Consider the following 25,149-nt stretch of genomic DNA (forward strand, 5'->3'; position numbering starts at 1 on the left):
AAAATACAGAGTATATGAAACTTAATTATCGAAAGGATATTGATGGGTTGAGAGCAATCGCAATTATTGGGGTGCTTATATTTCACACGGATCTGTCTCTGTTGAGAGGCGGTTTTGTTGGGGTTGATGTGTTTTTTGTTATCTCTGGTTATTTGATCGGCTCAATCTTGCTACGCGAGCTTGAGTCGACTGGCAGAGTAGATTTTGCTAGTTTTTGGGCAAGGCGAACACGGAGGCTGCTACCCATGGCTCTAGTGGTGATAGGAATAACGCTGCTTGTGGCATATTTCACAATGAGCCAGCTCTATCTAAATTCAGTTGCGAAAGACGCAGTATGGGGGGCATTGTACGTCATCAATTGGACTAAATTAGCGTCCTCAATCCAATACTTTGATGACTTAGGCGCGAGCGGACCGTTAATGCATTACTGGTCGCTGGCGATCGAAGAACAATTCTATTTGTTGATGACGATTGTTTTCCTCAGTGCTATTTACTGGAAGTCGTTCTTTTCTAAGGAAGTAGATTCTTGTCCGGTATCCTTGATAGTTAAGAGTGTTTTAATCTTAACTGTGCTTTCTTTTGTTGCGAACTTAGTATCAATTTCGATTGCTCAACCGATCTCATTCTTTGGTACTCATTCTAGGTTTTGGCAATTAGGAGTAGGTGTTTTAATCGCTTACAGCGAGTTGAAGAAGGTTTCACCCAACAATTCGGTTCGGTTTGTCAGTCAAGCCGTTGGACTTGGGTCGATTTTATTTGCGTATTTTTGGTTTTCCTCAGATCTATCGTATCCTGGCCTGTTTGCCGTTTTACCCACGTTGGGCGCGGCGATGGTTATATTTTCCGGAGTCAATAACGATCATCGGTTTAAGTCAATTATTAGTAAGCTATTGTCTGCTCGGCCGATGGTGTTCCTTGGCCTGTTGTCGTACTCCATGTATCTTTGGCATTGGCCTATATTTGTTTTTTATCAATTACACTTTTCGAGCTGGAGCCTTGCGGATGTAGCTTACGTAATGATACTCACTCTAATTCTTTCGTTTGTTGGGTATAAAGTGATTGAAAATCCTGTTCGCTTTTCGAATTATTTAGCTACAAGAGTGTGGGTGAACATATTTAGCGCATTTTTATTGACTCTGATTGTTAGTGGTGGATCTTATTATCTCATTCAAATTGTAGATAAAGATAACTTTATAGCTCTTAAAAATGGCAGCTTCGTAGAAGTGAAATCAGTGAAAAGAGATCTGCCAAGTCTCTATAGGTCGGACCCTCGATGCCATATTTCACAAGGAGCCATAGACTACCCAGACTGTACTTTTGGTGCTAAAACGAGCCATGAAAAAGTTATGTTATTTGGTGATAGTCATGCTGCGCAATGGTTTCCGCCTTTGGAGGAGGTTGCATTATCTCGAGAATTCAAGCTTGTGTCTCGAACCAAAAGCGCCTGCGTTTCGATTGATGTTCGTCAATGGCATGTAAAGTGGAAGCGTCCATATAAAGAGTGCGTAGAGTGGAGAGATAAAGTTTTACAAGAAATTGATGACATAAAACCTAGTTTGGTTGTGCTAGCAAATTCATCAAGAGTCGCTCTTATTGACAATCAAAATAAACCTATTGTTGATAGACAACGTCTAACAGAGCTGGCGGCTGCAGAGCAGCGAGTTGTCGATAGAATACTTCAGTCAGGAGCTGAGGTTGTGTTGATTCATGACACGCCTTGGCACGAATTTGACCCTTTGGAATGTTTAGTTGAGGTAAAAGGCGACAGCCCTAAATGTACATCTCCGGTGTCTTCAGCGATCAGAGACAGTTCGCCATGGTCTACAAGTGTGCAGAAGTACGGTGCTAAGGTGAGGATTGTGAACCTCACGGATCAATTTTGTGATGCAGAACGCTGTTACACCGCTAATGATAAGTTCGTAATTAGCCGTGATAAAGACCACGTTACTCAAAAATTTTCAAGGCATCTTGCGAGCATTTTAGAAGATCGTATGTTTAGCGATAGAACAGATTAATATTTGTTCTCATTTTGTTTGTTTTGAAATATGGCCCTGCTTTGGTTAAGTTTTTTGGCGAGGCGGGGTTTAATGAGGAAGTTACTCTCTTATGTTTGATCGGGTTTTTTTGGGTGTTTCGATGGTTTTGTTTGTCTTGGGTATTTCTCTACCCATGTTTTCCTTACAGAAGTTTTTCGTTGTTAACGACTCCTTTTCATTGCTCGGTGGAGTCTATGAACTATTAAAAGCACAAGAGTTTTTTCTGGTTGTGGTTATTTTCGGTTTCAGCGTTTTAACGCCCACCATAAAATTTGCGTTGTCGTGGTTTGCGTTGAGCATTGAAGACTCTGGCAGCAAAACGAGATTATTCGCGATCAGGAAATTGGCCAAAATATGTAAGTGGTCAATGGCTGACGTGTTTATTATCGCCATCTTAGCGGCGACCGTTAAGTTAGGCGGTTTGGCGGCGGTTAAGGTTCATGTTGGTCTGTTGTTTTTTGGAGGGTACGCTATCTTATCGATGATTCTGACGCATCGGCTATTACGAGCTTACGAACTTCAACCGCGCGTGGAGCATAACAACCTGTCAACTTCTGATTTTTAACGCGATATCTATTTATACTTTCTAATTAATACTCAGCCTGAAGTGCCTGATTAGGCATTCGGTCTGGCAACCTATTTTATGTATGTTTAGTCTGAGATTTGTCTTGTTGTTTTACGTTTTAAGCAGCGTTCTTGTTTCAATGAATGCCGAGGCAGAATTTGTGCCTGCCAAACGTATTTATAAAAGTCAGGGTTTACACCCGGATCTAGTTAGAAGATCGTCACGAGTAAGCTTTAGCTATGATAGTGGGGCAGTTGAAGTGGCATACATGGTCAATAAAAATGGTCAAGTCTCTGATGTTAGAGTGCTTAAGTCCACTCAAGAGAAGTTTGAAAAGCATGCTATTGAATTGGTTAGGAACTACACTTTCGACCCTGCACAGCTCGGCAGCATTCCTACTAGTTCGATTGTAAGAGAAACGATAGTATTCCTACTAGATCGCTCAAAAATAGCAAATACCAATTGGTTCCATAGCAATGACGGGGATAGTCAGGATGATAGGGTCAGTGGTTTATTGGCGGTTTTTCATGAATATGTTTCAGATCAGGACCAGGCTCAAGCAGAGACGGTTTTAGTGTCGATGAGAAACATTCGTTCTAGGAGTTTCGACCGACTGGTCCAGATGGAATTAGCACAACTGCTTTTTTCTGAGGTCTTCAATGAGCCTCAGTTGCGGTTTGATTCTCTTCAAACATTGGACTGGTTGCAACGATTGGACTATGAGGGAAAGAAAGATTTGGATGCACAGACACGGCTAGTCATTCGAGTGAACTTATTGACGGAGTTGATTAATCGAAGTAGGTACGTTGAGGCAATAGAGCTGTATGAAACTATGTCTAAGGAAGAGCAGGTTATCCGTAAATTTGTATCCGCTGTTGAAGAGATACAACAGATACAAAAGTCGGCAGATCCGATACAACAAACGGTGCTTATTAGTGACTCTGGAGATGGACACCATCGATTGTTTAAACGAAGCTTTTCCGTCGAGCTTGAATCGGGCAATTTGGATCAAATTGAATTACGTTGTGATACGAAGTTTACGCGTATGGAATTCGAGCCTGATAAAATGTACGCGGTTCCGAAGCGATGGGGCGACTGTTTGCTAAGTCTACTCGGAGCCCCTGGTACCAAAGGAACTTTACTCGAGCAATAGTCGTTTACAATTATTGTGGTTGTTTTCATTTGGGGCTAAGAGTTAGTCACAAACTGTCCCAAAACGAGCGTATACGTTCATGGTGTAACGTTTAATAATTCAGGATCGTTAATATTTAGATAGTGGCAATTATGAAAGTAGCCTCGTTATTGTTTTTACTGGTGGCTCTGATAACGCCAGTGCAGGCGGCTGATATGGAATTAGTGTTCAATAGGATGAATAACTTCAGCAGCGATGAGTGGGCCTTTACTGTGGTGACGCAGGGTGAAGATGACTTAATAGAACAGTTTGACCCTCGTGCTGATCCTCAGTGGAGCCTCTTTACCATTAATGAGAAAACTCCGACAGATAAAGAGTTGAAGAGGTACAACAAGGAGAAAGCGAAGGAAAAAGAAGAGGAAGAAGCCGAAGCGGAAGCCGATGCCGAAGCCGAAGCTAAGGCTGTTGATGGTGCTCAGGCGGACACGGGGCGTTTGGATTTGCATGACATGGTGGAAATGTCTTCTCTTGCTAAGGTTGAAGAAACCGATGAGGTCGAGATCTATAGCTTTGATCTTATTCTGGATGAGGAGGAAAAAATTGCGAAGAGTTTAGCTGGGAAGCTTTGGGTAAATAAGGCCGATAACTACATCGAACGACTCGACTTTTTTAATGTTGAACCGTTTTCACCAGCCGTCTCGGTTACTGTTAAGAAACTGCATACGTCGATGTATTTTCAAAAATTGGGCGACAACGTCTTTGGGCCTAAGAAGTTAGTCTCAGAGGTTAAGGGCAAAGCCTTTGTCTTTAAATCCTTTGATGAAAGAGAGCAGCAAGAGTTCAAAAACTATGTGTCGGTAAAGTAGGCTCGGGTGCTGGCAGCTAGATGTTTGATAGCGGGAGAGCCGTTTCGTTCTTGATCTGAGAAAGCGCTACGGCGCTTCTGATCTCGGCTACTCCCTCAATACTTGATAGACGATTGAAGAAAAATCGTTCGTAATCGTACACATCTTTGACGGCGACTTTAATAAAAAAATCTTGATCTCCTAATACCACGAAGCACTCGAGTACGTTGGGCAATGCTTCTATTTTTTGAGAAAACTCATCAAAGTGCGCTCGCCCATGAGCCGATAGTTTTACATGCGCCAATACGATGGTGCCGCAATTAATCGTGGTTCCGTCGAGAAGCGCGACTCGCTTTTTAATAACACCCGACTCCTCTAAGCGCTGAATGCGTCTCCAGCAAGCGGCTTGTGATAATCCAACCATGTCTCCGAGCTCAGAGGCGGATAAGCTGGCGTCTCTTTGGATATGTTCAAGAAGACGTTTATCGACTCTGTCGACTTTTACTTGCATTATTTATTCGTATATTGAAATTTATATTAATAGATAATTCATATTAATGTAAATTTTTCGTGTTTACGAATCATTTTTTTCATAGAAAGTGCTTATTCTATAATTCAATATTAATCCTGAATGTCTGAAGTATGAACGTTTTCCCAATCGCAGTTTGTCGCTCACAAAGTCACTCATTCCAAGAAGTAGACGTCGTATTCGATAACGATGTATTTGCCCCTACACGTTGCCTGGAGTTTTTTGCGGCGTTTGGGACGTTGCCTGAGCGTTTTGAGTTGGCGAGAATTGAATCTGGTCGTGGCTGGCGCGTTAGAATGAAAATGTTGAAAAACACCGAGAGTGAACGTGTGTTGGCAAAGGTCTCAGTGTTGATCGGTGTGATGGAAGTAAACATCATTTCATCGATCTAAATATCCAATATCTAATGGTATGCTAGTGGAATGGAATCTAAACATTGTCGAATATTTATTGCCATTATTGCGCTCCTAGCAGGAGTGTTGGTGAAGTCTGGGTGGCTAGACAGCCGGGGATATGAATACACTCAAGCTGGGTTGCAGAGAGCGTTAGTGACATTTGGGATTTCTCGTAGTCTTAATGGGGTGATCTCCGTGGCTCAGGGTACCGAAGTGGCGGTGGAGCCTGTCGGGGTCGGGATGACGTTTACTCCGGGAGAAATTCTCGACCCAGTTAATGATTTGATCGAGCGCTTTTCGACCGTGGTGTTAGTTGCAGGCACGGCGTTTGGGGCGCAGCAGATATTGCTGGATGTCACGGTTTCGGATTTTTATGCCTGGCTTTTTTGGGCCAGTTTATCCGCGGTACTGCTTTCTCTCTTGATGTGGCAGAAATTAGCAGTTCCGATAAAGCTGATGATATTTAGGTGTGCCGTGATTGTTGTTTTCTTGAGGTTAGCGGTTCCCTTTTTTGCAATAACGGGCGAATTGTTCTACCAACATTTCTTGGAGCCTCAGTACCAAGAGTCCAGTAACAAATTGAAGTTCACGACTGAGCGGCTCACTGTTTTAAACGAAGAAAGTAAGGTGGTTACCGCTGAAAAGCTTGAGGAACGATCGTTTCTAGAGAGTGCCAAAGAGTGGGTTCAAAGCGCTGGTACAGCGTTAGATTGGAAAACGCATTTAGCTGAGTTTACCGACGCAGCTGAAGCGGCAAGTGAGCATGCTATACGCTTAATGGTGGTTTTTGTTTTCCAAACAATACTGTTGCCCTTACTGGCGTTGTGGATTACGGTGCGCGTCAGCCGAGTATGCGTAACCAGTCGTTACTCTTGTTCCTGAAAAACGTTTTTGCGACTGAGTAGGTCATCGATTAGCGTTTCTTCGATCGCAAGATGGCTTAATCTCTTTCGTAGTTTTTTGCTTTTTTCTTGGTCTTTTGAGTGTTTGTCATGCGCCATTGCGGCGATTCTACCTTGCCCTGTTCGAAGTGTTGTCGGCTGATAATTGGCAATGGGGTCGGTATACGCCTCATCGGGGCTGATGATTTTCCACCCTTGAGCTTTTAACGCCTCTATTAAGTCACCGATGAATAATGCGGCTAAATCATTCTCATGCAGTAACAAAACATGATGTGGTGAGCGAGAGAGCGTGTCCACGGCCAGTTGGTCATAAAATTGAACGGCCGATAACAGCATCTCAATATACGCTTCTCCCAAAGCTTCGATATTGACGGGCTGGTCATTGTCTACCGCTTCTTGCCACTTGCCTTCGATGTACCAATCGTAGTTATCAACGGTGACGTAACCATTCATCAGCTCCATCTGATCCAGTTCATTGCGCAACCGGTTTCGTTGTTCTAACGTTCGGCCCTCATCAAGATACGGAAATCGGTACCAGGGACGTCGATTGTCGAACCCCGTTAATAGTGAGTTTGCTTGCTTTATGTCTGCGACGTATTTGTCGGAATCGGTTTTATGTGCCCATGGATGACTGTGACTGTGGTTTGCTATTAGGTGGCCTGCCTTGGCGTATCGGTGGATTCGCTCACGATTTTTTCCAGTCTCAATTTCACGAGTGGTAACAAAGAATACAACGGGTTTGGCGCTGTGTTGCTCTAATTTTTTAGTCAACTCGACGGATCGTTGTTCGCCAGTGAATAGAGGGCCTTTACCGCGCGGTGCATCATCAAAAGACAAGGCGATTGTTTTGGAATGACCGGGAGTTAACAGCACGACTGTGCTTAAGAACAATAGGGCTATAGAGATAGTGTGTTTCATTTTTATTCTCATGTTTCACACCCGCGAGATCCCGCCGCGAGCGTCTTCAAGTTTATTCAGCTAATTGCCAAACGTCTAGTGGGTTAACACGTTTGCCGTTTACGAACGTTTCTATGTGCAGATGAGGCCCAGTTGAGACCCCTGATTGACCTACCGTGGCGAGTAATGTCCCTGCGGAAATTTTATCTCCTTTTTTTACCTTATAACTGTCAAGATGAGCAAACAAGGTTTTGGTTTTACCGGAAGTTTTAATAACCACGACCTTCCCGTATTTCGGTTTGTTTCTGTAAAGATCGGTGGCGGCTAAAACAACGCCGTCGGTTGGTGAATAAATTGGCGTGCCAAGAGGTGCACCCAAATCAACTCCTTTATGGTCACGGCTGTGTCCCTTTTTGAATGGATCTGGGCTTTTACCGTAAGATGCGGTGAGGCGGCCTGACATTATTAGCTGCATATCTTCACCAATTAGATTGCTGTTTGCTAGCCTTCTCTCATTATCTTTTGCGGTTGCCAATGACGCTACGGCAATGGAAATTAGCGTTGCGCCCGACACTATCATTAGTTTGCTTGAGAAACCCTTGAAAGTTGTGGCGTCGCCATGCAATATCGATTTAATTCTCATTTTTTCATTCCTTAGATGGTTTGTTGAGAAGGAGGCTGCCGGGTATTGCCGTACCCGGTTAGCCGTTAGATGGAGTGCAGTGACAAGGGTGTTTGCATAGGCACTCCTAGAAGCTTTTGACTGATTATGTAGAGCTGTAAGGTCACTACGAAGTTCAATGCAGTGTTCCCATTTTACGAACGTCAAGTGCGAAATTGGGTTAAACCAGCTGAAGGCGGCTGCGAACCGTAACAGCATTCCCATGCGGTCGTCCGAAAAGTAGTGATGCGCTAACTCGTGTGACAGTATGTGTTCTAATTCGTCGCTCGATAGTTCGCGTTCAAGCGTGTTGGGAATCACAATTTGGTAGCCATCCCCTACAAGGTTACTCAAGATAAACGGGGTGATTTCATCAGATGAAACCACATAGTTGATGCCAGAACTTGATCGTGTTTTCGTTCCTAGGCGCGCTATTCTTAAGGCTCGAGCTCTACCTATAATCACTCTGATCAGTGATGTCAGAACGCCTATCAGGTAGAGCCATACAATGGCATCCAGAACGTTTTTGTCGGATTCAATATTTTGCAGTGGGGATAAACGCAGTACTTGGATCGGGTCGAGCGTTACCTGTACGTTAGGGATGCCAACGGCCTGCTGAGGGTGTAGTTCTGGCAAGGTAAGGAATGCCGTCGCGAGTGTTGCACAAAACATAGGTGCCATCAGAGCGCTCGACCAGACGATTGGCCATTGAGAGATTCGCTTACACCGTGCGTTAAGTATCCACGCTAATGAGGAAAAAATAAGAGACGTAACACTCAGTGTAATTGCGAAAAAGCTAATCTGTTCCATCATGTTTTGTATTCGAAGTCTGTGAGTTCTTTTTTAGGTAGGCGTCCAGTTCTTTAAGCTCTTGGTCATTTAGAATTTTACTTTTAACCAAATTTGTTACTGGCAGCGGACCGTCCATGCCAAGCACATCCGAAGCGAACATCTTTATCATTGACGCTAAGGTTGGAATCTTTTTCGCTTTTGCGCAATATACATTTAGGCCATGTAGGCTCTTGGTCGATAGGAGTTTCTTTTCGACCATGCGCTCAACTGTTTTCCGAGTAGAAGATCGACTCCAGTTCAACTGGCTCTCTATTGCGATGTGAATTTCTCTTAGACTCTGAGGTTGTGCGCTCCAGAGGTGCTTGAGTATGACGAGTTCAGTGGGTGATGGTTTCATGTCGCCATTAGGCGACATGTGTCACCAAACATCAACAAACCTTAAGAGTATTTAATCAATGCGTGGATCGGTTAGAGTTTGTTAGCTATAGCTAACAAGAATGAGGGGGCTGTCTTCTTTTTTGTGTTTGGCTGCGGCTGTAGATATTGGTGCATTAAATCTTGTAGAACCGTCAGAGGAACCTCCTCGCCATCATGAAGGATAACAACGCGGCTTGTTCGAAGGAATGCGGCGTGGGCTTTGGTGAAATGGTTTAATTCTATTTGCTAACAAGTCTGAGTGGCGCTTACTTAAATGCAATGCCTCGGTTACCTTGCAGGCCACCCGTGTGTATTACTAAGATTTTATCGGTTGAGGAAAAATACCCACTGCAAGCCAAGTTTTCCAGCGCAAACAGTACCTTTGCATTATAGATAGGGTCTAAAGGCACTCCGTAAACGGTTTCAGCGTCATTGATAAACTCAAGCAGTTCGGTTGTGGTTTTTGCGAACCCTCCTAAGTGCCCTGGGATGATGCTCAGCGCCGATTCGTTTGAGTCCAGCGAACTAGTCCCAAGCCAGTCATGAATCCGTTTAAGAGTAGCGTCACCTTCAGCAACGGCTTGAATACCAAGCACGGACACACCTTTGGGTGCGGCAAGGCGTAAGCCGGCTAACGTTGCCCCAGTGCCAGTTGCGCAAACCGCATGAGTTACCTCAGCGTACTCGGCTTGTTCGAATAGGGGTTCATAAGCTTGTGCTAAGGATTGTATGGCCAGTTGGTTGCTTCCCCCTTCTGGAATTATTAAAAAGTTCTCTGGTAGCTGTGGGAAAATGTTGGGCAGCAATTGGTGAGAAAAGATAGGCGTCGCGGTGGGTTGGGCCTGATTAGTTTGAGAGATCCATTCTTGGCATTCCCTAAATTTTGCGCGGTTCATGGCGACTAGTGACATTCCCCATTGAGAGCAATCTTTTAAGGTGGGTGTGAGCTTACTGTGCAGTTCTCCCCGAATAATACCGACGCTTGCTAACGTTCTCGACTTGCATGCCCAAGCCAAAGCGTGCAGATGATTAGAGTAAGGGCCGCCAAAGCTGACGACCCCATGACAACCCGAGTTGATCGCGAGTTCGAGGTTGGGGCTCAGTTTATGCAGCTTGTTTCCAGACACCGTTGGGTGATTTTGATCGTCTCGATATATTAGGACGTTGTGCTGCAGAATTGAATGGAGTTGACGGTTAGCATTGTGAGTCTTTTTGTTCAATTTATGAGGGGCCTAATTGTAAGTTTGACATCAAAGAGAGAGTTGACAATCATTAGCTTGCCGAATTCATATAGTATGTGAATTGAAACGAGCTCTAGCGTGAGCTAGTAACTGAGTAAAGGAGAATATTCGCCAATGAAAGTACTTTATATTGATGACGAGGCAGGGGCAAGAAATCACTTCCTGAACGCCCATGCGACCGATGGAATCAGTGTCGAATCGTGTTCAGATTCACTTAAAGTTCATGAGATGCTTTCGAATCGTTTAAAGAAAGATCTGCCCGATCTTATTGTCTTGGATCTTTATCGAACGAATGGGGAGCTTGACTCAGCCGAGGCGCAAGAGGTGAACGATCGGGTTGATCGAATAGTGGAAAAGATTGCCAAAAACCGCGAACAGCTTGAAGTTCTTGTTAAGGCAGAGAAAGAACCCGCTGCAATTCGCGCTCTAGAGGCTCTTAAGCAAGAGCCGAGTATGAAGGAAATTCCCGTAATTATTTCAACCAGAGAAGGGCTGAACCTATTAGACGATGAACTGTTGAAGAAGTCGATAGATTTGGGCGCAGACTGGATGATTAAAGGGAAGTCTCCCGAGGTTATTCGGGCCTTAATGTATCGCAATTTTCAAGCCGCGAAAATTGCCAGGAAAAGAGTCAAGAGAGACGTCTGGTTGACTCTTAGTGGGGCGCTCTTAGGCGCTCTAATGAGCGCCTTTATCACCTGGATCGCATTTTAAGGTGGGTGATGATGCGCCACGAAAAGAACGTGTTTGGTAACGGTCCCGAGTGGCATAGTTTTAGCGCGAAGGCTTGATAAATTTGAGTGTCATTCTGTCACTCTCACCTATCTCCAGAACTTTGCGCCTCAATTCGGCATTAAACGCAGACCCTTTAAGGCTCGGGGGTAGAGAGTACAATCCGTTGGGGTAATCTTTGGTGTCTTTCGGGTTGGCGTTTATTTCTGATGATGCGACTAAATCAAAACCAGCCTGGGTGGCTAATTTTATGACGTGGGATTGATTTACATAACCGTTTTTGCCTTCAGGGTCTTGTGCAATGGACTCATTGCCTCGGTGGTCGACAATGCCAAATGTGCCACCCGGTTTTAACATGTTAAAGATTGCATGGAAGTACGTTTGCGCTGGGTGTTGGTAGATCATGAACCCGTGCGCTCTAAAAACCAATACGTGGTCCGCTGTGCCATCGTCTACCTCATTCAACGGTGCGGGAAATGCGGAGTTAGAACGCACTGGAATATAATGACCACGACTGGCTAGATAAGGCTGCAAAATACTTCGGTACCATCCGCCTTGACCTCCCGGCCAGATTTCCACGACGGTTTGGTCCGATGTGACATTGAAGAAACTCAGGGTCTCAAAAGGGTTACGGTATTTGTTGCGAACTTTGAGTTTGGTGGGTCGGTTATCACTGTCGATTAGCTCTTTTAGGAGGTGCTGTTCTTCTTCAGACAGCGTGGTGTCACTATTGCTGCCAGCAACGGTGGTGGTGTTAACAAGCATTGCCATTAATACGGCAGCAATCAGTGATCGTGTTGAAATCGACATGAGGTTGGGGTCCATTGAGTTGAATCATGATCCCTCATAAGAACGGGCTTGGATCAACTTTATTGCTCTCACATAGGAGAGGCTGACTGGTGCTGCGTCGTCGAGCTGTCAAAGGGCCACTCAGTCGTGGCCCTAACAAGGTCGGTTAAGCGAATAGCCTTTGGCTAACTAGAAGCCGAATTTTCCGTTTTCGTTCTTCCATTCGGACTTAGCCGGAATGGTTTCAATGGTATCCCAGTGTTCAACAATTTTACCGTTGGATAACCTGAATAGATCGTAATAGGCTACGTGTTCATTTAAGAATGTGCCTTCGCTCACCGCAAGGACGAAGTTACCCTCGCCCAGGACGATGTGATTTTTGCTATAGGTCATGGGCATGCCTTGATCTGCAAGCGCCGTCAGGGCCGCTCCTAACCCGGTTAAGCCATCGGTAACGTTGGGATTATGCTGTAGGTAGTCGGTGTCTTTGGGGCCAATGAACTGGGCTATTTTTGTCATGTCGCCGCCGATCAAGATGTTCGCGACAAATTCCGAGACGATGGTTTTATTCTCCTCTGTTCGATTCGTATCGCTTATCTGTGTTTGCCCGTCGAACTGAGTTCTGCCACTGCCGTTTTCAGGTGCTATTTTCTGCAAGTTATCCCAATGCTCAACGATCAATCCGTTTTCAAAACGAAAGATATCAAACCCTGCTTTGGGGCCAAAGAAATTGTATTCGGTGTGTAGAATCACATAGTCACCGTCTTGCATTGATCTAACGACCTTGGCCTTCGCGCTTCCTTTGGGGAGTTGTTGTAGTACCTCGCCAAATCCAGCGAGCCCATCAGCAACGGCTAAGTTATGTTGGATGTACTTTTCCGAGTTTATGTATGAAGCAGGAATTTGGTCGCCACTTTCTATACTGTGTATCAGAGCGACGGCCTTCTCTTTGTTTGTTAGCTTTGATGTGTCTGTTGCTTGAGCCGAGCTGAGCGAAGCTAGGGAGAGTGCCGCTAAGCTTGCGCAGTAAAAAGTTGACTTTATGGAAGTAAAAAGCTGGCGCGTTGTCATGGTTGTCACCGTTAAGAATATTGAGTTGAGAACACAATAACGGTGAGCCGGCTATCGGTGAAGAGTCTAAATCAGCTGAAAAATGGTAAATATCGAACCCTTTCTAAGTGAGTTTTCGATGGGTTGGGTTTTAGCTGTGACGTTTTTGAAATTGGCTCGGAGTCTTTCCAGTGTGTTTTTTAAAATACTTAATAAAGTTGCTCACGTCTTCGAACCCTGAATCGAATGCCAGTCTTTTTATGGTTACCCTAGCAATGACTAGGTTGCGTTTAATTTCCATAACCGCAAGTGAATCAATAAGTTGTTTCGCAGTCATTCCTGCTTCGAGTTTACAGATCTTATTTAGGGTTTTGTACGTTGTGTTTACCTGATTCGCGAACCATGTTGCTTCTCGAATTTGGCGAGGATTAGTGTTAAGCAACTTTAGGAAGGCATTAAAGGTTCTGCGTTGATCGTCTGAAAGGTGGTCGTTTTTACGCGTTGGCATTAACCTGTGGAGCAGAAGTAATATTGCAGAGAAAAGGTGCATCACGATCAGTGGGGTCGCATTAGGGTGGGTCGTTTCTAAATCTATCTGTTCGATTAGGGCATTACAACGAGCCTGGCTCATTTTATCGGTTGTAACTACCGGGTGCCGATCATGATTAAGGTTGAACGGGGAGTGATCGGGGAGCCGTGTGCTGTGGAGAACTTGATCAAGAAAACGATGGGTGAATAGTAAAACTTTGCCCTTAGGCTTATTAGAAAAGTCAAACGCATGAATTTGTTCGGGAAATACAAAAATGACCGTGCCCGAGGAAAAACCATAGTCTTCGAAATCGATCATGTGTTGGCCTTCACCTGACTCGAAATAAATGACCTGAAAGAACCCCACTTTGTGTGGACGTTGAGGATCATGGTCGAGTGTTCGACATGAGAGGTCTTCTATGTCGAGTACTTCGAAGTCTGAAAAGCGACACAAGCTGTGGTCGAATTCAATGTTTGGAATTTGCATAAAGCCGAAGTTCAATCGCGCTAAAAGTCGAAGAAAGTCTTTCTTCTTCGTTTAACAAGTACGCCTTGTTTTCCGATGCTATCTTCTTGCATAAGAGCCGTAAGGGTCGAAGGGGTGTTATCACAGGTCGCTAAACAACGGCTCCCATCTTCATCTCGCGCAATGATAATGGCCTTTTTCGGTTTCTCCTCGCGGTCATGCAAAACCGTGAAGGTTTCTATCGTCGCCTTGCCTTGCGCATTGCTATTTATTTTTGGCGAGTCGTCTGCCTTTTGGTGAATCGGGTTAGACAAAACAAATGGCTTCTTTGGGCGTCGTTGTGAATAAACGCCGATCGAGTGCTTGGTTAAATACCAACCGTTGGCATTCATTAAACCAGTATCCTTCGGGTTTTCCCGAGCCCAGTTAACCATTTCTGCGATGGCGTGCATACTGTAGTTGTTACCGGGACCACCGAAGTAAGGAAGGCCTCCGGTTAAGGTAAGAGCACGTGTGTCAGAATGACTGATTCCCATGGCATCACAGGCAACTTGTACCGCAGACGGAAAGCAGCTGTAGATATCAAATGCGGCTATGTCGTCGATCGATTTGCCTGCCATTGATAGAGCGTGTTTTGACAGCGATTTGATGGCAGGCGAGCTAAAATAATTGGCGCGTTGGCTGACGTTCCAAACGTCGTAACCATCGGCATACCCGTGCAAGTGTACCCATCTGTCGGAGGGAATGCCCAGCGCTCTTGCACGGGCGACTGAGGTCATTACAACGGCTGCGGATTGGTTCACCATAATCATGGAGTTTAGTCGCTTTCGGTAGGGGTATCCGACCATACGGTTTTGTCGGCTTTGCTCAAGGAGATCTGACTTGCTTGGTGGGTTCTTGAACCATGCGAATTCGTTGTTTTGTGCGACCGCACTGAATTTCGCAAATAACTCGCATATGTGATTCTGATGTTCCTCGATGCTGTGGCCGTAGTGAGCGCGTAGCGCATTTTCAAACATCGGGTATACGTTGGCTGGCAGATTCATCGAGTAGCGATTTTCATAAGCCGAACTGCCGTCCCGAACCTCGCCAATCGTGCTAGGTAAGTCGCCGGACCGATCCTTCCAATGCCTCTTTGGCCTTAATATCTTGCTCCAGTGATTGAACCGAAGATTCATCGTATGTAAGGCTTCTCCGCCCGCTAAGACGGCGGTTTCGATATCCCCATTAGCGATGGACTTAGCGAAGTGGTTCACGAGCATTTGAGGTGTGTTGCCACCGGCTTCAGCATAGTAGTGCTTTTGGGCTTTAATTCCTGCTGCTTTTGCGGCGGCCATCGGCACATTCCTAACAAGGCCTGAAACCGGCGTTTTTACCTGTTTGGCATCAACGGTTAATCCACTGCATGCGAGAACATCAATATGATTGAATAACGTGCTATTTCCACCATCATGCATGGCGGCGATGATTGCTTGAGCAATCATCTGGACGGGTGTGTGTCCGTTTTCAGAATTCGATCGGTCGGTAAATTGACCGGCACCGATCAGTACGGGAGTGCGTGCATCGTCTTGCATAAAGCTCTGTGTATCAGAAAAAGATGTATTAGTGAAAACAATTTAGAGCACGCAGGCCGATAAATCCATCGGCTCCGTCAAGTTCTTCGAACTGGCGTGTTTAAGTCACTCTCAATAACGATAAGATGACATGTTCTGCTATTTATCGACGTTACTCAATGATGACGTTCAGAAAATTTGGCAAGGTCATGGCCGGTGGGGCGCTGAAACAAACGCAGATCGAATTCTTGTGCAACGGCGAAAAGGTGGTCAAAAATATCGGCTTGCAAAGTCTCGTAGTTTGCCCAATTTTTATCGGCACTGAATGCGTAGATTTCAATGGGCACGCCACTATCCACCGTTGCCAGTTGTCTAACTAATAAAGTTAAATTTTGATTTATCTTTGGGTGGTTCTTTAAGTAAGCAACAATGTAAGCACGAAAAGTACCGATATTGGTAATGCGTCGGCCGTTGACTAAGGACTCTTCGATCCCAAATTTTGCGTTATGGGCATCAAGCTCCGTTTGCTTTGTGTTGATGTAGTCTTTGATGAAATCAATCTTGCTGTAACGAGCTAATCGTTCTTTATCACAAAACCCAATGGAATTTATATCGACGTAAACGGAGCGTTTGATTCGCCTGCCTCCAGACTCTTGCATGCCTCGCCAATTTTTGAACGACTCATTAATGAGTGCCTGGGTGGGAACGGTGGTTATCGTGTTGTCAAAGTTCTGAACCTTTACCGTAGTAAGCCCGATTTCTAATATGTCACCGCTCGCTTTGTGCTGTGGAATATCAACCCAATCACCCAGATTAACCATCTTGTTATAGCTCAATTGCAACCCAGCCACAAAGCCCAATATGGGGTCTTTAAATACCAGCATTAATACCGCTGTCATGGCGCCTAAGCCTGCAAATAACTTTAACGGCGACTCTCCAATGATCAGAGACATCACAAGAATTATTGCAATAAAGTAGAGCAGCAATCTAGCCACCTGGACAAAGCTTTGAACAGGCATTCTTTTAGCGATTGGAAAGGTGCGGTAGATCGCTAAAAAGGCGCCTATGGCCGAGTCAATTGCGAGGGTCGCTATGAGCACTGCGTAGATCAACACAACGACACCAATTATTTGCGCGAGAGCCGGGTAAGGAGCGAGCGCAAAGGGGATAAGTTTGTAAATGACAATCGTCGGGGCTAGCAAAGATAAGCGATCGAATACCTTTCTCTCAATCAAGATATCATCAAGCTTGGATTTGGTTTTGGTTATGAATTTTTGGATCAAATTGACGACAATTCGTTTGGTTACCAAGTAAACCAATACCGACAGCAAAAGAACGCCTGCCACGCCGATGGCACTCACGATCGGTGTTTGATAAGGGGTCAAGACAGGAAACGTTTCTACCCACTGCGTGATGAATGTATTCATGTTAATAAACTTGTTGATCTCAGCCCGGTGAGTTTAACGCTAAACAGGCGCTAGTGTCAGAAAGACTTCGATTCACAGTAAGGCTAAGATCATGGCGGTGGCTGCGCTCACACCCCAATACGCTGGCAGAACCTTGTTAGTTATTAACGTACTCCAGAAATTCGCGACGTTTTAAGTGTGGTTCCTTGCTTGGCTTGTTTGAAAGGGTTCTCTTTTTTCAAATAGAGATGACTTAACAATAGATGTGTTGGTTTCTGCGGCGTCGTGGAAAGGTTCTAATACACTGTCTAATTCGACGATTGAGCGTAACATCAATGTTGCAATATAGCAGTCTTCGCCCGTAACTCGATCACAGCTTACAAATTGCCGTTGATCTGTAATCATACTCTCGACTTGCTTTAACTTTCCGGCTCTGGGTTTTATCCGAACAATGGCTTTGAGGTCATACCCCAGTTTTGTCAGGTCTAACTCAACGGAGAAGTGCGTAATTATCTTTCGACTTTCCAGACGACGTAACCTTTCTGTGACGCTGGGCGCCGACATGTCTATTTGAGTTGCTAATTGTTTGATAGAGAGTCGACCTTGGTGTTCAAGTAGATCCAAAATTTGAGAATCAATGGCATCAAGTGTGTATGTCGTTTTTAAAGGCATAACTGGTTTTTTCACTGTATTAATAAGGTTTGGATTTGAATGTTTCTAATTTTATGTATGTTTTTACAGGATTGTGCCTAATATAATCTATAGGGTTTCAACAACGAAGTTCAAAATTATGAATATTGTAAAACTGGCCGCATTTTCAGACGGTCCGAACGGGGGCAATCCTGCTGGGGTTGTGGTAACCAAGGACATGCCATCGACATCCGAAATGCAACGCATGGCGCTTGAGGTTGGGTTTTCGGAAACGGTGTTCGCGGTGCCTTTGGATGAGGAGGCGCATTGGCGTGTTCGGTATTTCTCGCCCGAGTCGGAAGTGCCGTTTTGTGGCCATGCGACGATTGCTCTGGGAGCCGCCTTAGCTAAAGAACACGGGCCAGGGACATATTCTCTGGTACTCAATGATACCGAGATCTCAGTGCAAGGAGTTCAAGAGGGCAGCCAGTTTAAGGCCATGCTTCAATCTCCTCGCACTGAGCATCACGTGTTAAGTGAGTTTGAACTAGCAAAGACCTTGGAGCTGTTTGGTTTGAATCAAGGTCACTTGTCAGCCGATATTCAACCTGCGAAAATTCACGCTGGCGCCAATCACTACCTTATTCCACTTGCATCGCGTACAGACCTTTCTCAGATGAGCTACGATCTTGCGAAAGGTCGCTCATTCATGAACGAACGCGGTGTGGTGACCGTCATGTTGGTGGTGGCGGAGTCTGATGACTTATTTCATGTTAGAAACGCCTTTGCATCGGGCGGTGTGCTGGAAGATCCTGCCACGGGAGCGGCCGCCGCTGCGTTTGCTGGTTATCTGCGAGACTCAGGGTATGCCAAAGCAGGGGCATTGACGATTATTCAAGGCGAGGACATGGGGCTTAAGTCGATCATTACGGCCGAATTCACCGACGAAGCACATAGCTCTATTCGTGTCTCTGGCGCGACTCGGTCAATGGATCAGAAGGGTTGTTGACTATTCTTTGTGAAATGGATTGACCATTAGGTTGGCGATCAACGCTAGCAGCCGGCCAGTCACTGGTAGTGGTAATAAACGTTACCAGTGACTGGTTTGGCTAAGCGTGGGTAATAATGGTTGCTTATTGACCCTAAAGGGACGTATCGATGACTTCAAATCCGAACATAAAGACGTCTGTGCCTCTATTGTTAAATGCAAGAAGGCAACTTAGCCAAAAACCGGGCGCGTCGAAGGTGAGTTCGCCGGTAAACGTTGCTAAGGTGGCGGATGCAGGTAGCAGTAAATCAGCTGATGGGCCTTTTAGGCCCGCGCTCGCGTACATGTTTATGCACTCAGTTTGATCGGCTGTTGAGGTAACTTCACGCCACTGTGAAACGGAGCCCCCAATGTTCGAAACCATATCATTGAGGTTGACAGAGACTGTGCCTCCAGGGGTAGTGATTTCACCGATAAAAAAGCGGTTTAGGTCTGCTTCAATAATGGGCGGTGGGTCGATTGCTGATACGTCGTAGGTAATGGTCACATCGTCGGTGAACCCGTCCTCGTCGGTGGCTCGAATAACAAACGTTTCTTGTCCGACGGTAGTAGGCACGCCAATGATGTTTAGTACGTTGTCAAACACGTCCAAGCTTAGCCCAGCGGGCAATGTGCCAGAAAACAACAGATAAGTGACCGTGGTTTCGATCGTTGAAGGGGCAATCCGTAAAGCAGGAGATTGCACATCCTCAAACCCTTGAATGAAAGCGGTGTCCTCCGCCGTTTGAGGAGTCACGTCAACGTCCAATGGACCCTCGATGCCGATGGTGATATTCAGATTAACCGTGGCTTCCGACGCTTCGTTGACGCACACCTCATTTGTTTGTCCTGTTGCCCCAGAGTCGTAGTACAGAAGTGCGGTGAAGCAGACCTCTCGATTCGCGGGTATCGAGAGAGTTGACGATGATTCGCCAATTTCAACCGCGATACTGACGCTGCTGCCCCTCCAATTACTTAACCCAGGCGCGGTTGCCTCGATAACCGCGGTTCCTTGTATGCCCGGGGGCGCGACGACGTTGATAATGACGTTGGCCACCCCCGTGTTCGGCGTTGTGTCTCCAGGTGGTGTGGATATCGCCACGTCGCTGCCCCACCATGAAAAGTGAGAGACGGTAGCCTGATATGCCAAACCGGTTGGCGAGTTATCTGAGTACACAATGGTACCCACACCTTCTTGGGTCCAGAGGCCGGAGTCTTCATTCAGAGATCGCAGTGACGTGGTCTGTCCAACTTCAATGGGGCTTCCATTTGGATACTCATTAACGTAGATCGGAATCTGTATGTCCGCCGTTGCGCCAGAGGCCAATGTGACGGCCTCGCCGTTGTGCGTAAAGTGAAATTCAGTGGCGCCTAAGCTGACGATAAGTTCAGGGGTACTCGCGGTATCGCTTGTGCCCAAAAATAGGCCTGGAAAAGCCGAGATTGAACGCGTATTGGATACGTCAATGGAGGTGATAGTGAGCTGCATATCGCCTTGCAATGGTTGGCCGTCGGTATCCACAAAATTTGCCTTGTCGAAGGTGACGCTAGCGCCATCTATGGCTTCGACGGTCTGTTGGCCAACCGTGGAAATGGTTTGTGCGTCGTTGCGTGGGGCCATGGTGATGCCATTCAATGTAAATTCGGAACCAACCGATGGTGTCCGTAATGGAATCACCTTATTGCCATATCCAAGCTCCGTCAGTCTAAGTACGTAGTCTGTGTCCGCAATTAAATCAATTGAAAATTCACCATTGACGTTGGTTTGGGCGATCACGTCCGTGCTTAGGCCGGCTTTGTCCATCGCCGTGATATTGGCGTTTGAAATGGCCGAGCCGGCGATGCTCATTATTCGGCCTGACACCGTAGAGAGCGGTACCGCTGGCTTATTCACTGTGATTGTCTTGGTTGCATAAATCGGCTTTCGATTTGCTCTTTTGGCGCGAACCTGAAAAACCAGTTCCTCGGTTTCACTCACCCTCGGTAAGACCATGGTGACATCCGCTTGGGTGGTCGGTGAATTAAACGTGGCCGAGCTACCGCTTAATTGAGTCCATTGGTAAGAGACTCCGCGTTTAGGCTTACGTAGTACGGCACTGAGACTGATAAGTTCTTCGGATTCAAATTCATCTCCGCCTTCGATGGTGACTTTGGGTGCAGCCCGCACTTTGATTTTTACATAGTCAGTCGATCGTGCTCCTGAGTTATCGGTAATTGCTAATCGAAAGAAGAAGTAACGTGTTCTGGTTGATATTGGAGGGGAAAACGTCGCGATAGCGGCGTCTCGGCCAATGAGAGTGTCTTTAGAGGAGTAAGGATATCGCCAAGGGCTTTGTCCGATTAACCGCCATTGGTACCTTACAATGTTCCCATCAGGGTCTTGGCTCGCGCTGCCATTGAGTGTGACCGTTTGGCCAGAGTCTACCGTTTGATTTTGGCCAGCATCCGCTGTGGGTTTTACGTTTTGCCCTGAATCACAATGACGTGACCAGTAGCGATACAATAGATAAGAAAACCAATTGGAGTGTGAATTGAAATCAAGATTTTGACATATTGAGTGGCTTCTGTGGCTGCCACTAACGGCTTGCGCGGAAGGCACAGAGAACGCGACCATCGTGGTCAAAATAATCGTAAATAATATTGAACTGCCATACTTAGCGAACATAAAAAATCTCCTTTTTTATGATAAAAAACACCTCACGCCTAAGTCATTCCATGACGACACCCCACCTGAGCACTTGGACAAAATGTATCACAAATGTCTATTAAAATCCAGTAGGTAGACATATGTACTAGAATCGAGCGCGAATCAACGTGGCGGTGGCGTCATTATTCTTAAGGAGTTAGATCGGTTTTCATGGATTGTGCGGAGCCAATGATTAGGCAAATTTTGAGTACGGGCAAGGTGCTCTGTGCTAGCTGAGTTTGCTCAGGGTTGAGCATCAATATTCAATCTTATGGTGGTGTGTCTTAGATTCTTAGGTGCTCTGAACAGCGTAATGGTGTTCGTAGGCCATTTTCAGTGAACGAAATAGGTATGAATTGAGGAAACCTAGGATATTAGTCGACATAAAGTCGAATCCATCCGCAAAAAGCTGTTAATCTTCGCGCCTATAGCATGTCAGCGGTTTGGGATATCAAAAATGGCAAAAACTAGAAAGTACAGCTCGGTTGTCGAGCAACAAGGGGCGACGTGGCGAGCTCAGATTCATCGTCAGGTGACGTCGCGTACGACGGTGATTAGCAAAGAAAACGCTGAGTTCTCCAGCGAAGCGGCTGCGACTGAATGGGCGCAGGAACAGTTGAAAGCGTTTACCAGCACTCAAGCGGCTAACAATGAACGCCACGGCGCACAGCGAAAACTCAATGTCACCGAGAAGTCGGAGCGTTCAGCAAGGCGTGCTGAAAAAACCTTGCAGTCTAAGGAGAAGGCCGCCGAGTTATCGGGAGATGAAGACGAGGGCTAAACTCGCTAAAATGACGCTACTGTTTGCTTATCCCATGGTCAAGGGCGTATCGAGTCAATTCAGCGAACGATTCAATCCCTAGTTTAGACTTAATGTTTCGTCGGTGAGTTTTCACCGTTCTGCGGCTAGTGTCCAGTGCTGTCGCGATTTCTTTGCTTGAATAACCGTCGGCAATAAAAACCAAAATGGTTTGCTCTCGCGTGGTTAGGATGTCATTTTTTTGCATTGGGCTTTCGATCATACCCGTGGCGATGCTGCCTTCAAGGCATGGCGTGAGCTTAACAAGCCAGACCATGAACCTTATCAAAGCGTCGATGATTGGCTAGAGTTTTAAGCGTATTTGAGAGAAAAGCAATGCGACTACAGTTTGATATTAAAAGGGCAGTGTCAGTGTGCGCTGTCCTCATGAAATGGAAAAGTTAAAAAAAAGAGGACCCACACTTTGGGCTATGTGGACCCTCTGGTAGAGCATTGTTGTCGCTCTTAAAAATAGTTAGGAGTGTTGTTCATGCCGTGTCTATCCTGATTGCGCCGCCGCATCAAAGACCTCGAAACTAAACAAAAATATAGACATGCCGTTCTCATTAACCGCACCTAAGCAGCCCGCCCAATATCCTGGAGCCGTGAATGTTAACGAACCACTGAGGCTGTTTAATGAGACTGAGTCTGGCAATCTGAGGTCGAATGAAGGCGATTTTCCTCCCAGTGTTTCGTACCTATTTCTGCATTCAGTTTGCTCTGCTGAGTCATCGACTTCTATCCAGAAATCGACCGGTCCGCCCACGTTAGTAATCAAATCGCTTAGATTAACCTGAATGGTTTCACCCGGTGCGGTCAGTGTATCGGTGAAGAAAAGGTCTTGATCATCCGCAATCATGGGCGCGGGGCTCATCGATGACACGTTGTAAGTAATTGTGATGTCGTCGAAATTCAAGTCTCCGTCGGTGGCACGAATAATGAAGGTTTGCTCACCGGCCGTGGTCGGTGTGCCAACAAGGGTGGCTACATTGTTGGCAAAATCAAAGCTAAGGCCGTTAGGCAGTGTGCCGGATACGATGGAATAGTTAACCGTGGTCTCGATGGTGACCGGTGCGACGATTAATGGTGGGGTTTGGATTCCAACGTAGCCCTGTATAAAAGCCGTATCATCGCCGGTTTGAGGTTGCGCCGCAGCGTCAATAGGACCCTCTTCGCCTAGTGTGACAAAGAGGTATGCGGTTGCTTCAGAGACTTCGTTAAGACAGAGTTCATTGGTTAACCCAGACGTGCCTGAATCATAGTAAAGGTAAACGACAACGCACACTTCGCGGTTTGCTGGTATGGGCAAGCTTGCCGTGGTTTGCCCGAAATCAACCGCAATGCTGACGGTACTCCCTTGCCAGTTCACTAGGTTTTGAGCAGTTGCCTCCACTACCGCTGAGCCCGTAACACCTTGAGGAGCATTGATGGTAACTTCCATGTACGCTACCCCGGTATTGGGCGTGCTATCGCCGGGTGGGGTAGACATGGCGACGTCGGCGCTCCACCACGAGAAATGAGTGACGGTGGCTCGAAGAGAAAAACCACTGGGTGATTCGGATGCCCTCACGACGGATCCAACGCCCTCTTGCTTCCATACGCCAGAGGACTCGTCCATCGAACTGACTGCAATCTGATGACCGACTTCAATGGCCCGCCCATCAGGGTAGTTTGACACGTACAAAGGAATTTCTATTTCAGCCGTCGCTCCGGAGGCTAGGTTGACGCGATCGCCGTCGTGGGTAAAGTTAAATTCAGTGGCTCCTAAGCTGATGACAAGTTCAGGAACGACGCTCCCTTGGACTAAGCCTAACGTTGTGCCAGGGAAGGCATCAACGAGTCTTGCGTTTGAGACGTCAATCGGAGTTACCGACACCTTCATGTCGCCGGCAAACGGCTGGCCATCGGTGTCCACAAAATTGGATTTGTCTAACACCACTTTTGCGCCGTCTTTCGCCTCTAAGGTGACCGGCCCGTCGTAGGCCACCGAGCTTTCGTTGCCTCGCTCAAGCATGGTGATCCGGTTCAAAGGCGTAGACATATCGGCATCAGGTGTCACAGCAGCGATGACTTGCTTGCCGTAGTCTGGGTGAGCAATTTTAATTGAGTATGCTCTATTCGGCTCCAAGGCGAGATTAAAAACACCGTTAGAATCTGTGGACATCGTCATCGGCTCTGACAGGCCTGTGGTGTCGAGCGCGGTTACGATGGCAGCGGATATCGGCGCATTTGACGTGGATACAATGGACCCCGTTATGAAAGCAACGTCCGGCACCGCTTCAGAAGCCGTTGCTTTAAGATCATTAGCTTGCCGTTGCTGGTTCTGTGTGTTCGAGCCCGTGTTGAACTCGCTGCAAGCGGGCGAGCCGCCCTCGACGCTTCGCTCATTAGCCTTAGGTGGCTGTGCTGCTTTAGCGGGTTGACTTGAATTGAAAGAATTGCATTCCTCATTGGTCGTTACTGACTTTCCTTTCGCGAAAGACGATAAGCTGACTGTGACGGTGCTCAGAACGAGCACGCAGAAGAACGAAGATGAAACTGCTTTGATAAACCCATGTGACATAAAAACCCCCCGATTTTTACGAATACATTAAACCCAAAAAATACTGCCCCTTAACACTGTCTTCTTTTTCTATACTGACCCGGTTTCTAAAGTGAAACGATCCCTTGATTAATGTTGAAGACTTGCAGTTAACCTCTCATGAATCATCAGGCCCGTCCAGTGAATATTGTGTGTCGAAATCACGACATCACCTTAGAATATTGCAATTTATTCTTCCTCAAGTACGACCGTAATTTATGCGGGCTACTCTCTGCTTAACGTTTCTTTGCTAGGCAACTTGATTGGTATTTTTCGGTCGGCTAACTCGAGGATTTAATTTTTGTATGAAAATCAATCTCATATAAAAATGTCATTGAGCCGCAGGATATTCTGTACTTCATCGATTTCAGTCAAGCTTTATGGGGAAAGTTGGGCTCAGAGCTCATGCTGCAGAATTTTAAAAATTTAACATTTATTAACAAATGGAGTGCGTGCAAGCCGAGAGAGTCGGATCAACAATGGAATGAAT

General features: G+C 46.1%; 23 protein-coding genes. 9 read left to right on the forward strand and 14 right to left on the reverse strand.

Annotated elements, in window-relative coordinates; genetic code table 11:
* The first annotated feature begins 14 nt into the window (after positions 1-14).
* The 4 genes from ABWW54_RS09555 (at position 15) to ABWW54_RS09570 (ending at position 4,599) form a co-directional block, all read left to right on the forward strand.
* Positions 15-2,015, forward strand: coding sequence for an acyltransferase family protein (locus ABWW54_RS09555; RefSeq protein WP_353412011.1), 2,001 nt, complete (start codon positions 15-17; stop codon positions 2,013-2,015).
* Between the two features lie 91 nt (positions 2,016-2,106).
* Positions 2,107-2,601, forward strand: a complete 495-nt coding sequence (locus ABWW54_RS09560; RefSeq protein ID WP_353412012.1) for a paraquat-inducible protein A — start codon at positions 2,107-2,109, stop codon at positions 2,599-2,601.
* Positions 2,602-2,740: 139 nt separating this feature from the next.
* A complete protein-coding gene (locus ABWW54_RS09565; protein ID WP_353412085.1) occupies positions 2,741-3,754 on the forward strand; it encodes an energy transducer TonB in 1,014 nt (337 codons plus the stop codon).
* 131 nt (positions 3,755-3,885) lie between these two features.
* Entirely contained in the window at positions 3,886-4,599 is a 714-nt protein-coding gene (locus tag ABWW54_RS09570) for a hypothetical protein (protein WP_353412013.1), read from the forward strand.
* Positions 4,600-4,615: 16 nt separating this feature from the next.
* Here the strand turns inward: ABWW54_RS09570 and ABWW54_RS09575 are convergent, their stop codons facing one another.
* The gene (locus ABWW54_RS09575) at positions 4,616-5,089 is read right to left on the reverse strand and encodes an Lrp/AsnC family transcriptional regulator (protein WP_353412014.1); all 474 of its coding nucleotides are present in this window, start codon (positions 5,087-5,089) and stop codon (positions 4,616-4,618) included.
* A 131-nt stretch (positions 5,090-5,220) separates the two neighbouring features.
* Here ABWW54_RS09575 and ABWW54_RS09580 point away from each other — a divergent pair, with 131 nt between their 5' ends.
* Both ABWW54_RS09580 and ABWW54_RS09585 read left to right on the forward strand, forming a co-directional pair.
* Positions 5,221-5,499 carry a hypothetical protein gene (locus ABWW54_RS09580; protein ID WP_353412015.1) on the forward strand — a complete coding sequence of 93 codons (279 nt, stop codon included), beginning with the start codon at positions 5,221-5,223 and terminating at the stop codon, positions 5,497-5,499.
* A 30-nt stretch (positions 5,500-5,529) separates the two neighbouring features.
* Positions 5,530-6,384 (forward strand): hypothetical protein, encoded by an 855-nt coding sequence (locus ABWW54_RS09585; RefSeq protein ID WP_353412016.1) that lies wholly within the window; start codon positions 5,530-5,532, stop codon positions 6,382-6,384.
* Here ABWW54_RS09585 and ABWW54_RS09590 read toward each other — a convergent pair.
* The 4 genes from ABWW54_RS09590 to ABWW54_RS09605 all read right to left on the reverse strand — a co-directional run bounded on the left by ABWW54_RS09590 (position 6,369) and on the right by ABWW54_RS09605 (position 10,391).
* Positions 6,369-7,322 (reverse strand): polysaccharide deacetylase family protein, encoded by a 954-nt coding sequence (locus tag ABWW54_RS09590; RefSeq protein WP_353412017.1) that lies wholly within the window; start codon positions 7,320-7,322, stop codon positions 6,369-6,371. The genes ABWW54_RS09585 and ABWW54_RS09590 overlap by 16 nt on opposite strands.
* 52 nt (positions 7,323-7,374) lie before the next feature.
* The gene (locus ABWW54_RS09595) at positions 7,375-8,643 is read right to left on the reverse strand and encodes a M23/M56 family metallopeptidase (RefSeq protein WP_353412018.1); all 1,269 of its coding nucleotides are present in this window, start codon (positions 8,641-8,643) and stop codon (positions 7,375-7,377) included.
* A gap of 115 nt (positions 8,644-8,758) precedes the next feature.
* Positions 8,759-9,169, reverse strand: coding sequence for a BlaI/MecI/CopY family transcriptional regulator (locus ABWW54_RS09600; RefSeq protein WP_353412019.1), 411 nt, complete (start codon positions 9,167-9,169; stop codon positions 8,759-8,761).
* Positions 9,170-9,437: 268 nt separating this feature from the next.
* Positions 9,438-10,391, reverse strand: coding sequence for a 1-aminocyclopropane-1-carboxylate deaminase/D-cysteine desulfhydrase (locus ABWW54_RS09605; protein WP_353412020.1), 954 nt, complete (start codon positions 10,389-10,391; stop codon positions 9,438-9,440).
* 135 nt (positions 10,392-10,526) lie between these two features.
* On the opposite strand from ABWW54_RS09605, the gene ABWW54_RS09610 reads away from it, so the two are divergent.
* Positions 10,527-11,126: a response regulator gene (locus tag ABWW54_RS09610; RefSeq protein ID WP_353412021.1), complete on the forward strand. Its 600-nt coding sequence runs from the start codon at positions 10,527-10,529 to the stop codon at positions 11,124-11,126.
* Between the two features lie 60 nt (positions 11,127-11,186).
* Here ABWW54_RS09610 and ABWW54_RS09615 read toward each other — a convergent pair whose 3' ends face one another.
* The 6 genes from ABWW54_RS09615 to ABWW54_RS09640 form a co-directional block, all read right to left on the reverse strand.
* Positions 11,187-11,954 (reverse strand): class I SAM-dependent methyltransferase, encoded by a 768-nt coding sequence (locus tag ABWW54_RS09615; protein WP_353412022.1) that lies wholly within the window; start codon positions 11,952-11,954, stop codon positions 11,187-11,189.
* 168 nt (positions 11,955-12,122) lie between these two features.
* The gene (locus ABWW54_RS09620) at positions 12,123-13,004 is read right to left on the reverse strand and encodes a nuclear transport factor 2 family protein (RefSeq protein WP_353412023.1); all 882 of its coding nucleotides are present in this window, start codon (positions 13,002-13,004) and stop codon (positions 12,123-12,125) included.
* A 130-nt stretch (positions 13,005-13,134) separates the two neighbouring features.
* A complete protein-coding gene (locus ABWW54_RS09625) occupies positions 13,135-13,998 on the reverse strand; it encodes an AraC family transcriptional regulator (RefSeq protein ID WP_353412024.1) in 864 nt (287 codons plus the stop codon).
* A 20-nt stretch (positions 13,999-14,018) separates the two neighbouring features.
* The gene (locus tag ABWW54_RS09630; protein ID WP_353412025.1) at positions 14,019-15,551 is read right to left on the reverse strand and encodes an acetyl-CoA acetyltransferase; all 1,533 of its coding nucleotides are present in this window, start codon (positions 15,549-15,551) and stop codon (positions 14,019-14,021) included.
* Between the two features lie 155 nt (positions 15,552-15,706).
* A complete protein-coding gene (locus tag ABWW54_RS09635; protein WP_353412026.1) occupies positions 15,707-16,957 on the reverse strand; it encodes a mechanosensitive ion channel family protein in 1,251 nt (416 codons plus the stop codon).
* 171 nt (positions 16,958-17,128) lie between these two features.
* Complete coding sequence (locus ABWW54_RS09640) at positions 17,129-17,608, reverse strand: Lrp/AsnC family transcriptional regulator (RefSeq protein ID WP_353412027.1); 480 nt, start codon at positions 17,606-17,608, stop codon at positions 17,129-17,131.
* A gap of 118 nt (positions 17,609-17,726) precedes the next feature.
* Between ABWW54_RS09640 and ABWW54_RS09645 the strand changes: the two genes are divergently transcribed.
* The gene (locus ABWW54_RS09645) at positions 17,727-18,575 is read left to right on the forward strand and encodes a PhzF family phenazine biosynthesis protein (RefSeq protein WP_353412028.1); all 849 of its coding nucleotides are present in this window, start codon (positions 17,727-17,729) and stop codon (positions 18,573-18,575) included.
* 133 nt (positions 18,576-18,708) lie between these two features.
* Here ABWW54_RS09645 and ABWW54_RS09650 read toward each other — a convergent pair whose 3' ends face one another.
* Positions 18,709-21,258 (reverse strand): PKD domain-containing protein, encoded by a 2,550-nt coding sequence (locus ABWW54_RS09650; protein ID WP_353412029.1) that lies wholly within the window; start codon positions 21,256-21,258, stop codon positions 18,709-18,711.
* A 478-nt stretch (positions 21,259-21,736) separates the two neighbouring features.
* Here ABWW54_RS09650 and ABWW54_RS09655 point away from each other — a divergent pair, with 478 nt between their 5' ends.
* A complete protein-coding gene (locus ABWW54_RS09655) occupies positions 21,737-22,060 on the forward strand; it encodes a DUF3622 domain-containing protein (protein WP_353412030.1) in 324 nt (107 codons plus the stop codon).
* Positions 22,061-22,076: 16 nt separating this feature from the next.
* Here the strand turns inward: ABWW54_RS09655 and ABWW54_RS09660 are convergent, their stop codons facing one another.
* Positions 22,077-22,355, reverse strand: a complete 279-nt coding sequence (locus tag ABWW54_RS09660; RefSeq protein ID WP_502907789.1) for a response regulator transcription factor — start codon at positions 22,353-22,355, stop codon at positions 22,077-22,079.
* Positions 22,356-22,577: 222 nt separating this feature from the next.
* Positions 22,578-24,641 (reverse strand): carboxypeptidase-like regulatory domain-containing protein, encoded by a 2,064-nt coding sequence (locus tag ABWW54_RS09665; protein WP_353412031.1) that lies wholly within the window; start codon positions 24,639-24,641, stop codon positions 22,578-22,580.
* Between the last annotated feature and the right edge of the window lie 508 nt (positions 24,642-25,149).

It is taken from the genome of Arenicella sp. 4NH20-0111 (assembly GCF_040366405.1).
In the GTDB taxonomy this organism is placed as follows: Bacteria; Pseudomonadota; Gammaproteobacteria; order Arenicellales; family Arenicellaceae; genus Arenicella.

Coding starts and splice junctions, on each gene's coding strand:
- ABWW54_RS09595 (WP_353412018.1), bottom strand. CDS start 8,643: ATGGCACCTATGTTTTGTGCAACACTCGCGACGGCATTCCTTACCTTG.
- ABWW54_RS09645 (WP_353412028.1), top strand. CDS start 17,727: ATGAATATTGTAAAACTGGCCGCATTTTCAGACGGTCCGAACGGGGGC.
- ABWW54_RS09585 (WP_353412016.1), top strand. CDS start 5,530: ATGGAATCTAAACATTGTCGAATATTTATTGCCATTATTGCGCTCCTA.
- ABWW54_RS09565 (WP_353412085.1), top strand. CDS start 2,741: ATGAATGCCGAGGCAGAATTTGTGCCTGCCAAACGTATTTATAAAAGT.
- ABWW54_RS09635 (WP_353412026.1), bottom strand. CDS start 16,957: ATGAATACATTCATCACGCAGTGGGTAGAAACGTTTCCTGTCTTGACC.
- ABWW54_RS09665 (WP_353412031.1), bottom strand. CDS start 24,641: ATGTCACATGGGTTTATCAAAGCAGTTTCATCTTCGTTCTTCTGCGTG.
- ABWW54_RS09620 (WP_353412023.1), bottom strand. CDS start 13,004: ATGACAACGCGCCAGCTTTTTACTTCCATAAAGTCAACTTTTTACTGC.
- ABWW54_RS09660 (WP_502907789.1), bottom strand. CDS start 22,355: ATGGTCTGGCTTGTTAAGCTCACGCCATGCCTTGAAGGCAGCATCGCC.
- ABWW54_RS09650 (WP_353412029.1), bottom strand. CDS start 21,258: ATGTTCGCTAAGTATGGCAGTTCAATATTATTTACGATTATTTTGACC.
- ABWW54_RS09555 (WP_353412011.1), top strand. CDS start 15: ATGAAACTTAATTATCGAAAGGATATTGATGGGTTGAGAGCAATCGCA.
- ABWW54_RS09590 (WP_353412017.1), bottom strand. CDS start 7,322: ATGAAACACACTATCTCTATAGCCCTATTGTTCTTAAGCACAGTCGTG.
- ABWW54_RS09615 (WP_353412022.1), bottom strand. CDS start 11,954: ATGTCGATTTCAACACGATCACTGATTGCTGCCGTATTAATGGCAATG.
- ABWW54_RS09655 (WP_353412030.1), top strand. CDS start 21,737: ATGGCAAAAACTAGAAAGTACAGCTCGGTTGTCGAGCAACAAGGGGCG.
- ABWW54_RS09600 (WP_353412019.1), bottom strand. CDS start 9,169: ATGTCGCCTAATGGCGACATGAAACCATCACCCACTGAACTCGTCATA.
- ABWW54_RS09625 (WP_353412024.1), bottom strand. CDS start 13,998: ATGCAAATTCCAAACATTGAATTCGACCACAGCTTGTGTCGCTTTTCA.
- ABWW54_RS09560 (WP_353412012.1), top strand. CDS start 2,107: ATGTTTGATCGGGTTTTTTTGGGTGTTTCGATGGTTTTGTTTGTCTTG.
- ABWW54_RS09570 (WP_353412013.1), top strand. CDS start 3,886: ATGAAAGTAGCCTCGTTATTGTTTTTACTGGTGGCTCTGATAACGCCA.
- ABWW54_RS09580 (WP_353412015.1), top strand. CDS start 5,221: ATGAACGTTTTCCCAATCGCAGTTTGTCGCTCACAAAGTCACTCATTC.
- ABWW54_RS09610 (WP_353412021.1), top strand. CDS start 10,527: ATGAAAGTACTTTATATTGATGACGAGGCAGGGGCAAGAAATCACTTC.
- ABWW54_RS09640 (WP_353412027.1), bottom strand. CDS start 17,608: ATGCCTTTAAAAACGACATACACACTTGATGCCATTGATTCTCAAATT.
- ABWW54_RS09630 (WP_353412025.1), bottom strand. CDS start 15,551: ATGCAAGACGATGCACGCACTCCCGTACTGATCGGTGCCGGTCAATTT.
- ABWW54_RS09575 (WP_353412014.1), bottom strand. CDS start 5,089: ATGCAAGTAAAAGTCGACAGAGTCGATAAACGTCTTCTTGAACATATC.